Origin of the sequence: Bacillus sp. IT-79MI2 (genome assembly GCF_949768135.1) — a bacterium.
Lineage (GTDB): Bacteria > Bacillota > Bacilli > Bacillales > Bacillaceae_G > Bacillus_A > Bacillus_A pseudomycoides.
The window spans coordinates 65,700-75,771 of record NZ_CATKPV010000052.1 but is presented as its reverse complement, the minus strand read 5'-3'; the positions used below and the strand labels follow the sequence as shown (position 1 = coordinate 75,771).

Genomic DNA, 10,072 nt, shown 5'->3' with positions numbered 1-10,072 from the left:
TCCTTATGTTAACATCTTCATTTTTCGATGTCAACTAAGTTTTTTAATTTCTTTTTTCGCTTTCTGCTGTTTCGCATCAGCGACGGTTATTAATATATCATGTGGAAAAATGAAATGCAACACCCTTTTAAAACTTTTTTATAAAAAATAGCCAAGTTTCTCTATTTACGTCATATAATTAATAATATATATATCCATTTTGATTTTCCAACATATAAATCATTGCTATTACAGAACAAGAAGTGACCTGCATTCGGTTCCTCTCCTTGCTTTCACCTGGCATGGGGTTGGCGCTTCTATGCATGGACGGATTCTCTCTCCCACCTAAAAAAGGTTTGTGTCGGTTTTTCAATTTGTATTTATCCCGCATTAACGGGCAGTAACACCCCCACCTCAAGGTTCAGAGAGAAATGAGGAAGATAGGTGGGGGATCAACTGTCCGTAAAAGCCCGATTGGTTCAACTAATAATCAGTGGGGGATGAAGACCCCCCCCCACTGATTAAAGTTTCACTTTATATAGAATATTCTTCTTTACATACAGCTTATCTTCCATCAACACCGTTTTTCTCTACATTTCAGTTCGTCTCAACGCGTTTATAACTTCTTATCCATATTCTTTACAAAGATACAATTCACAACTTTATAAGATGAACTTTCTATTGATAGATTGTCATCACCACTACATCGAACAAACTCACAAGGAGGAATATACATATGGACTATACCGATTTACTAATCAAGTTAGGTCTCTCTGCTATTTTAGGATTTGCTATCGGTTTAGAACGTGAATTAAAAAGAAAACCACTTGGCTTAAAAACGTGCTTAGTCATTTCAATTATTAGCTGTCTCCTCACGATTGTTTCTATTAAATCAGCTTATAACTTACCTCATACAGATCATATCAACATGGACCCCCTTCGCCTTGCAGCTCAAATTGTATCTGGAATTGGTTTTTTAGGTGCCGGTGTTATTTTAAGAAGAGGAAATGACAGTATTGCAGGCTTAACTACCGCCGCTATGATTTGGGGAGCTTCCGGTATTGGAATCGCTGTGGGGGCTGGTTTTTATCTTGAAGCAATTTTCGGCATGTGTTTTCTTATGATTAGCGTCGAACTCATTCCATTAACAATGAAAGTTTTAGGTCCTAGGTCACTCCGGCAACGAGATATCGCTGTCAAACTTGTTGTAAGCAATATGAACAATATCCCTATTGTTATTGAAGAAATAAAAGCAATGGACATAAAAGTAAAAAACATGAAACTCAAAACATTAGAAAATGGTTCACACTTTTTACAACTAAAATTGTCTGTCGATCAAAAAAGACATACAGCTGACGTCTATTATGCGCTGCAACATTTAGAAAGTGTACAGCAAACGGAAGTTGAAAGTATGTAGTATTCCTTATGAACTACTGAAAAGACTCTCTTACAAAACAGAGAGTTTTTCTTTTTTTCATAATGGTAACAATGTAGCTATACAAAATGAGGAGGAATATAAGTTTGAAATCACGAGCTAACCTAGTAGATGTATTTCGCGACTCCATTATTTTCCGCTTAATTAGCTTCATTGTTGTACTTATTACTGTTTTTGGTTTTCTAATATATAAATTAGAACCCACTTACTTTTCTACATGGTTTGATGGAATCTGGTGGGCACTTGTTACAACCTTTACTGTCGGTTACGGTGATTACGTTCCGCATACACCTGTAGGAAAACTTACAGGCATGATTCTCATTTTATTAGGCACAGGTTTCTGCTCCTATTATATGGTATTATTCGCTACCGAAATGATTAGTAAGCAATATATGAAAATTAAAGGCGAAGAAGCTGCTTCTTGTCACGGTCATATGATTATTGTCGGCTGGAATGAGCGCGCAAAACAAGTCGTGAGCCAAATGCATGTGTTACAACCAGACCTTGATATCGTACTCATCGACGAAACCCTTCCGTTGCTTCCAAAACCTTTCCATCACTTAGAGTTTATTAAAGGATGTCCACACCATGATCAAACTTTATTAAAAGCAAATATTAAAACAGCCCATACGATTTTAATAACGGCAGATAAAGAAAAAAATGAAAGCTTAGCTGACACACAATCAATTTTAAACATTTTAACTGCTAAAGGACTGAATCCAAATATTCACTGTATCGCTGAACTACTCACTTCTGAACAAGTTCAAAATGCAACTAGAGCGGGAGCGACAGAAATTATAGAAGGAAATAAATTAACAAGCTACGTCTTTACTGCATCTCTTTTATTCCCTTCTATTTCAGGTGTATTATTTACACTTTATAATGAAATCTCGGAAAGTAAATTGCAGCTGATGACTGTTCCTACATCTTATAGCGGAAAAACTTTCGAGGCTTGCAGTAGCCTCCTTTTAAAACAAGGCATCCTACTGCTAGGTGTGCAGCGGAATGAACAATATCACATCAATCCCATTCATTCCTTCGTTACTATTGAAAGCGACGTATTTATCGTAATTAAACATTAATGAGATGCTTTTCCAACTCTTTTACTAATGCCTTTCCAATATCAATATATTTTCTTTTTATATTCCCATCTGCATCTTGTGGCTCTGCAAATTGATCTAACCCACTTGCTCCAGCTGCTAATGTATTTACCTGATCATCCAGTTCGTCTTGGTATACATGTGAAAGAAGATACGGTGTATCAAGGCGAACAACTACTCCCGGTACATCCAGCTCTCCTTCAACTGCTGTAAATGGTACTCTTAAAAATTGATACCCATCTTCCTCATCTATTTTATAATCGAAGCATCCTTTCTCGTAATCCCAATTGCCGCCGATACTATAACCAAGCGGTTTTAATACTTCTTCTAATTTAAAAAGGGCATATGTATGGCCTTCTAAATTTGATTGAATTGGAATCAAGCTATTCATCCTTCCTAGACTTTTTCCTTAGCATGCCCGATTCATATTTGTTCTAATATCGATATATCGGCGATTCGACACAACTTATCGTCTATTCAGCAACATTCGACAAGTCTCATCCCAATCTTTCCAATAAAAAAAGCTATCGGGACTATCCCGATAGCTTTTTCCGCTTTTCTTTGTTCAGCTACATACAGCGGCTAGAACCTCCGGTCATTTCACTCTCTCGGTCGAAGTAAAAAACACTTCTTCGTCGAGAACTCCAATGCCCTGCGGTTCTGAGCAAGCCGCTTCCGCTTTTCTTACTTCAAACGTTCTTCTAATTCTGCTTTTAATTCTTCGAATCCTGGTTTTCCAAGAAGAGCAAACATGTTTTTCTTGTATGCTTCTACACCTGGTTGGTCAAATGGATTTACGCCTAATAGGTAACCGCTCATCGCACATGCCTTTTCGAAGAAGTATACAAGGTAACCGAATGTGTATTCATTTAATTCTGGAATGTTTACGATTAAGTTTGGTACCCCGCCATCACTATGAGCTAGTAATGTACCTTCGTATGCTTTTGTGTTTACGAAGTCTACTGTTTCACCAGCAAGGTAGTTCAGACCATCTAAATCGCTCTCATCTAATTCAATTTTTAGTTCATGTGTAGATTTTCCTACTTTAAGAACTGTTTCAAATAAGTCACGACGTCCTTCTTGAATGTATTGACCTAATGAATGTAAATCAGTAGAGAAGTTTGCTGAAGATGGGAAAATTCCTTTTTGATCTTTCCCTTCACTTTCGCCAAATAGTTGTTTCCACCACTCAGCAAAATATTGAAGTGCTGGCTCATAGTTAACAAGCATTTCAATCGTTTTTCCTTTATTATATAGAGCATTACGTACAACTGCATATTGGTAAGCAGGGTTTTCTTCCAGCTCAGATTTCGCAAAGTCATTATGTCCGGCAGCTGCACCTTGCATCATCTCTTCAATATTTAAACCACTCACTGCAATTGGTAATAAACCAACTGGTGTTAATACAGAGAAACGACCGCCAACATCATCTGGAATTACGAATGTTTCGTATCCTTCTTCGTCAGCTAATGTTTTTAAAGCACCACGCGCTTTATCAGTTGTTGCATAAATACGTCTACGCGCTTCTTCTTTTCCATATTTCTCTTCTAATAATTTACGGAAAACACGGAATGCAATTGCAGGTTCTGTTGTTGTACCTGATTTGGAAATAACGTTAATGGAGAAATCTTTACCTTCTAATACATCCATTAAATCTTTCATATAAGTGGAGCTAATGTTTTGTCCAACAAATAGCACTTGTGGAGTTTTGCGTTGTTCTTTAGAAAGCGTGTTGTAGAAAGAATGGTTTAACATTTCAATTGCTGCACGTGCTCCTAAGTAAGAACCACCAATACCTATAACAAGTAAAATGTCAGAGTCATTTTTAATTTTCTCTGCACTCTTTTGAATGCGAGCAAATTCTTCTTTGTCATATTGAAGCGGAAGCTCTACCCACCCAAGGAAATCGTTCCCAGCTCCAGTTTTTTCATGGATTGCATGGTGTGATACTTTTACTGCATCACGTAAATAAGTTAGTTCTTGTTCACTGATGAACGATAACGCTTTAGAATAATCGAACGTCACATGTGTGCTCATCTTTTTCCCTCCAATTATGTATATGTATTTCTGTATTCACTTTAGCGAAACTGGGATTGTAAATCAAGCAATTGGAGAATTGTAAACGTAACCAATATGTATTTTTTAGAAAAAGTTCATTTTTTGCATAAAAATCCGCATTTTAAAGTATAGATGTATATACATCATATGATGAATATTTTTTTGTGTATAAAAACAACAAAGGAGAGTCATTCTATAACAGAGTTAAGTTGTATAAGGTGCACTTCCATTTTCGGATTTCGCTTTATACCCACCAACCTCATATAGGTGGATTCTTACTACTCACGAAAACTAAAGGCTTGCTTATGCTTCAAATTTAAGGAGGATTACTCAAGATGAGTACTTTACAACGTATTGCTTTAGTATTCACTGTAATTGGTGCCGTCAACTGGGGACTAATTGGATTCTTTCAATTTGATTTAGTAGCAGCTATCTTCGGTGGGCAAAGTTCAGCACTTGCACGAATCATTTACGGTATCGTTGGTATTTCTGGGCTGATTAACCTTGGCTTATTATTTAAACCATCCGAAAATCTCGGAACACACCCAGAAACACGCGAAGTTCGATAATAAGGCACGGACTTCGTACTTCCCATCCGACATACGAATATGATTGCATGCAATCATATTTGCTAATATATATCATAATAAAATAAAAGAGAATCGCTAAATTAGCGATTCTCTTTTATTTTATTAACTGTGATTCTTCAATCCACTCTGTTAACTTCTCACGAAGCGTATTGAATCCTTTATCAGATGGATTTGGTACGATAATTCTTCCTTGCTTACGCTTTGCTGCTTTTAACGATAAACTCATTTTTCTGTGTTCTTCATCAATTGAAAGTACCTTTACTTCTACTATATCTCCAACCTTTAAAAAATCATGAATATCTTTTACATACCCATTTGTAATTTCAGATATATGCACAAGTCCTTGTGTTTCTTGATCCAATGCTACAAATGCACCGTAATCTTGAATTCCAGTTACTTTCCCTTTTACAACCACTCCTGTTGTGTATTGTTCTGACATATGAAACACTCCCATACGTTTACCAGTTTCCCTGCTATTTGCAGGTTGCAGTAAAAGTACCCACCTCAACATTTAAACGCATGTATACGCAAAGTGAGTAACTGCTCATAAATATCCAATTGGTGAAGACTCATTCTCAAGCGGAAAGAAATATCCCACTTGAGAAAAACTTCACTCTATATTAGTAAATTATACCACCAGCTCCCATTTCATTCAAAATTCATGAAAAAGTTTCCTTTAGTAAGTATAATTTTCAAATATTGGGATAGAATACTAACACATGGCTTTCTAGTATTCCCCCCCTTTTATGGACAAAACGTATTCTGTTTTGTCCTTTTTTTATTTTCTACAAATCGTTTCATTCGCTTCATAGCTTCCATTAATTGTTCAAGCGAAGTTGCATATGAACATCGAATAAACCCTTCACCGCTCTCACCAAACACACTTCCAGGTACAACTGCAACTTTTTCTTCTAGCAATAATTGTTCCGCAAATTCTGCTGAGGATAATCCTGTTGAAGAAATCGAAGGAAACACATAGAATGCTCCGCCTGGCACATGACACGTTAAACCCATTTCATTAAACGATGTCGTCATAAAATTACGGCGCTTTTTATAACTTTCTCTCATTCGAATGACTTCATCATTTCCAAAACGAAGCGCTTCTAATGCTGCAAATTGTGACATCGTTGGTGCGCACATCATTGAATATTGATGAATTTTCAGCATCAACTCTGAAAAGTGGACAGGGGCCGCAATCATTCCAAGGCGCCATCCAGTCATCGCAAATCCTTTTGAAAATCCTGAAATTAAAATCGTATGATCACGCATATTTTTTATGCTCGCAAAACTCGTATAAGCCTCGTCATATACAAGCTCCGCATAAATTTCATCAGATAATACAATGAGATTATATTTTTCAACGATTACTGCTAACTTTTCTAATTCAGACTTGTTTAGAAGTGCTCCTGTTGGATTATTTGGAGAACAAAGTAAAATTGCTTTTGTTTTTGTTGTAATCGCTGCTTCAATTTGCTCCGACTGTACTTTAAATGCATTCTCTAATGAAGTTGCTACCGGAACTGGCACTCCTCCAGCTAATGTAACAAGTGGGCCATATGATACAAAGCTCGGTTCAATGATGATCACTTCGTCGCCAGGATTTACAATAGCGCGCATCGCAACATCTAACGCTTGGCTCGCTCCAACTGTAACAATAATTTCTTCATCTGCATTATAGGAAACATGAAATTGCTTTTGAAGATACTTTGCTATTTCTTGACGTAACTCCAATAATCCTGCATTCGCAGTATATGCTGTGTATCCTTCTTCTAACGAACGAATACATGCCTGTCTCACATGCCATGGTGTAACAAAATCCGGCTCTCCCACTCCTAGTGAAATAACACCTTTCATACCTGCCGCTAAGTCAAAAAACTTACGGATACCGGATGGTTGTAAAGATTCTGCTGCTCTTGATAGTTCAAACTGCTTCATGGTGCCACCACAATCCGTTTATCATCATCAGTTTTGTCATAAATAAGTCCCTCATGTTTATATTTTTTCAAAATAAAATGTGTTGTTGTTGACACAACTGATTCAATTGTTGCTAACTTTTCAGAAACAAAACTTGCCACTTCACTCATACTTTTTCCTTCCAACGTAATAGAAAGATCGTATGTCCCTGACATTAAATAAACCGATTTCACTTCTGAATAACGATAAATTTGTTCTGCAACAGAATCAAAGCCAACACCGTGCTTCGGTGTAACTTTCACATCAATCATAGCTGTTAAACCACTATGTTCTTTTACTTTTGTCCAATCTATATGTGTAACATAATCAACAATGATTTTTTCTCTTTCTAATTTCTCAACCATTTCTTTTACTGCTTCTACTTTTATATTTAACATTTTTGCTAAAGTTTCTACGGATAAACGACTACTTTTTTCAAGACAAGCTAATAATTCTAATTCTTTTTCAGTCACCATATTCTTCATCCTTCCTTTTGTTTGTTTTTAAATTATACAGACACCTTTTTATGTTTGAAAAGAAGATTTTTTTAGAGAATTATGTAAAAATGAAAAAGAAAGGGGCGGAAACCGTGAAACCAAAAGTATATATCGCTGAACGCGTTCCAAAATTTGTAGAAACATATCTCTCCGAGCATTGTGAATATGAAAAATGGGATAGTAATGAAAAGATTCCTCGTGAAGTTCTATTAGAAAAAATAAAAGATAAACATGGCTTGCTTAACTTTGGGACAAAAATCGACGAAGAGTTATTGCGAGCAGCTCCTCACTTAAAAGTTGTGAGCAACATTTCTGTTGGCTATGATAACTTTGATTTAGAAGCGATGCAGGGCAGAAACGTGATTGGAACGAATACTCCATATGTATTAGATGATACAGTGGCCGATCTTGTTTTCGCTCTTATGCTATCAGCTGGACGACGCGTATGTGAGCTTGATTCTTATGTAAAAGACGGTAATTGGAATGCCGAAATTACAAAAAAACACTTCGGACTGGATGTACATCATAGTACAATTGGGATTATTGGAATGGGGCGAATTGGAGAAGCTGTTGCCAAGCGCGCAAAATTTGGATTTGATATGAATGTCCTTTATTATAATCGGCGTCGTAAGGAAGAGGCCGAACAAAAATTTGATGCCGCGTATTGTGATTTACACACACTACTAAAGCAATCTGATTTCATTGTTCTTTTAACGCCATTAACAGAAGAAACATATCAGCTCATTGGAGAAAAAGAATTTTCATTAATGAAAGAAACAGCTATTTTCATTAATGCTTCCCGCGGGAAAACAGTTGATGAACCTGCATTAATCGACGCACTGAAACAAAAGAAAATCTTTGCAGCAGGTATCGATACATTTACACAGGAACCGGTCGAAAAAGATAATCCGTTATTATCTTTAACAAACGTTGTTACGCTGCCGCACATCGGATCTGCGACATTAAAGACAAGACACCAAATGGCAATGACCGCTGCAGAGAATTTAGTTGCAGGGTTACAAGGAAAAACACCGCCTAATATTATACGAGGATAACACTTAGCACTGAAAAAGGTAGGATGGACCCCCATCTTGCCTTTTTTTGTTAACATAAATCTTTTTCTACTAGGAGATGATATGAAAAAAATCAATGGAGTGAAAGAAAATGAAACATGAGCTAGAGCATCCCTACTTCACTTTTTCCACTCGCGGCACTACTGTTCATTACGAGTTGTATGAACACCAGAGTAATGAGGAAAAACCAACTTTTGTACTCGTTCACGGTTTTCTCTCATCCTCATTTAGTTATCGACGACTTATCCCACTGCTTGCAAAAGAAGGAACAGTTGTCGCACTTGATTTACCACCGTTCGGAAAAAGTGATAAGTCCAACCAATTTATATATTCCTATCATAATTTAGCAACTATAATTATCGATTTAATGGAACACTTAGCACTTCAAAACATTGTGCTAGTCGGTCATTCAATGGGCGGACAAATCTCACTCTATGTCAATCGCATACGTCCTGATTTAATTACAAAAACAATCTTACTATGTAGCTCAAGCTACTTAACACGAGCAAAGTTCCCGCTCATCTACTCTTCCTATTTACCGTTCTTTCATTTATACGTAAAAAATTGGATTATAAGAAGAGGCATCGTTCATAATTTAATGAATGTCGTTCATGACCACTCTTTAATTGATGATGAAATGATGGAAGGGTACGCTGCTCCCTTTTATGATAACCGCATTTTCCCTGCCTTAACGCGAATGATCAGGGACCGAGAAGGAGATTTATCATCAGCTGAATTACGAAAAATCGAGACCCCAACCTTACTCATTTGGGGTGAAAAAGACCGCGTTGTTCCCGTTCATGTCGGGCACCGGCTACACAAAGACTTGCCAAACTCTACATTTATTTCATACGACAATACAGGACACTTGCTACCAGAGGAAAAGCCAGAGCATGTATATGAAGAAATCATAGCATTTTCAGCACAATAGTATTCATATATATATCGGCACTTCGACACAACATATCAACCATTCTACAAGGTACGATATAAAGTGAAACTTTATTCAGTAGGAGGTCTTCATCCCCGATCTAATTTCTTTGCTTTCGCTGAATCTTGAGGTGGGAGTGCTACTGCCAGTTAATGCGGGATAAACTTCCTACTAAAAAAAGCTGTCGGAACTTCCGACAGCCTACAATGAACAACTTCCGCCTTCTTTTAGTACGAGTAATTCCTGTGCTAATTTCTCGCATTTTTCAATAGCTGGTATTTCTTCAAACGACATAAAATAAATATGCTGTATTTTTTTTGCAATATATTTCGGATCGTCAAACGCACTTACCACGTACACAACATCGCTTGCTTCTGTTTCATAAAATTCCGATCCCATTTGAAAAGGATCCCAATTCTTCACCATTTCCACCATCTTTTCATATGCGCCCATCTA

Annotated in this window: 11 protein-coding genes; 5 read left to right on the top strand and 6 right to left on the bottom strand. The window is 36.9% G+C overall.

Annotated elements, in window-relative coordinates:
- Window positions 1-715: 715 nt before the first annotated feature.
- Both ACM6HU_RS10670 and ACM6HU_RS10665 read left to right on the top strand, forming a co-directional pair.
- On the top strand, window positions 716-1,396 hold the full coding sequence (locus ACM6HU_RS10670) for an MgtC/SapB family protein (RefSeq protein WP_003201638.1): 681 nt from the start codon (window positions 716-718) through the stop codon (window positions 1,394-1,396).
- A 104-nt stretch (window positions 1,397-1,500) separates the two neighbouring features.
- On the top strand, window positions 1,501-2,496 hold the full coding sequence (locus tag ACM6HU_RS10665; protein WP_016112316.1) for a potassium channel family protein: 996 nt from the start codon (window positions 1,501-1,503) through the stop codon (window positions 2,494-2,496).
- On the opposite strand, the gene ACM6HU_RS10660 is transcribed toward ACM6HU_RS10665, so the two are convergent.
- The gene (locus ACM6HU_RS10660; protein WP_016112317.1) at window positions 2,486-2,896 is read right to left on the bottom strand and encodes a YugN-like family protein; all 411 of its coding nucleotides are present in this window, start codon (window positions 2,894-2,896) and stop codon (window positions 2,486-2,488) included. The two genes, ACM6HU_RS10665 and ACM6HU_RS10660, sit on opposite strands and share 11 nt — an antisense overlap.
- 302 nt (window positions 2,897-3,198) lie before the next feature.
- A complete protein-coding gene (locus tag ACM6HU_RS10655; RefSeq protein WP_016132143.1) occupies window positions 3,199-4,551 on the bottom strand; it encodes a glucose-6-phosphate isomerase in 1,353 nt (450 codons plus the stop codon).
- A 356-nt stretch (window positions 4,552-4,907) separates the two neighbouring features.
- On the opposite strand from ACM6HU_RS10655, the gene ACM6HU_RS10650 reads away from it, so the two are divergent.
- Complete coding sequence (locus ACM6HU_RS10650; RefSeq protein WP_003201633.1) at window positions 4,908-5,141, top strand: DUF378 domain-containing protein; 234 nt, start codon at window positions 4,908-4,910, stop codon at window positions 5,139-5,141.
- Between the two features lie 115 nt (window positions 5,142-5,256).
- Here ACM6HU_RS10650 and yugI read toward each other — a convergent pair whose 3' ends face one another.
- From yugI to ACM6HU_RS10635, 3 genes are all read right to left on the bottom strand, one after another.
- Entirely contained in the window at window positions 5,257-5,601 is a 345-nt protein-coding gene (gene yugI / locus ACM6HU_RS10645) for a S1 domain-containing post-transcriptional regulator GSP13 (protein WP_016112319.1), read from the bottom strand.
- Window positions 5,602-5,906: 305 nt separating this feature from the next.
- Entirely contained in the window at window positions 5,907-7,097 is a 1,191-nt protein-coding gene (locus ACM6HU_RS10640; protein ID WP_016132144.1) for an aminotransferase, read from the bottom strand.
- Window positions 7,094-7,591: an Lrp/AsnC family transcriptional regulator gene (locus ACM6HU_RS10635; protein WP_003201624.1), complete on the bottom strand. Its 498-nt coding sequence runs from the start codon at window positions 7,589-7,591 to the stop codon at window positions 7,094-7,096. Before ACM6HU_RS10635 ends, ACM6HU_RS10640 begins: the two co-directional genes overlap by 4 nt.
- An 89-nt stretch (window positions 7,592-7,680) precedes the next feature.
- On the opposite strand from ACM6HU_RS10635, the gene ACM6HU_RS10630 reads away from it, so the two are divergent.
- Window positions 7,681-8,667, top strand: a complete 987-nt coding sequence (locus ACM6HU_RS10630) for a 2-hydroxyacid dehydrogenase (protein WP_016132145.1) — start codon at window positions 7,681-7,683, stop codon at window positions 8,665-8,667.
- Between the two features lie 109 nt (window positions 8,668-8,776).
- Window positions 8,777-9,616, top strand: a complete 840-nt coding sequence (locus ACM6HU_RS10625) for an alpha/beta fold hydrolase (RefSeq protein WP_016112322.1) — start codon at window positions 8,777-8,779, stop codon at window positions 9,614-9,616.
- Window positions 9,617-9,817: 201 nt separating this feature from the next.
- Here the strand turns inward: ACM6HU_RS10625 and ACM6HU_RS10620 are convergent, their stop codons facing one another.
- Window positions 9,818-10,069 (bottom strand): DUF1871 family protein, encoded by a 252-nt coding sequence (locus ACM6HU_RS10620; protein WP_016132146.1) that lies wholly within the window; start codon window positions 10,067-10,069, stop codon window positions 9,818-9,820.
- Between the last annotated feature and the right edge of the window lie 3 nt (window positions 10,070-10,072).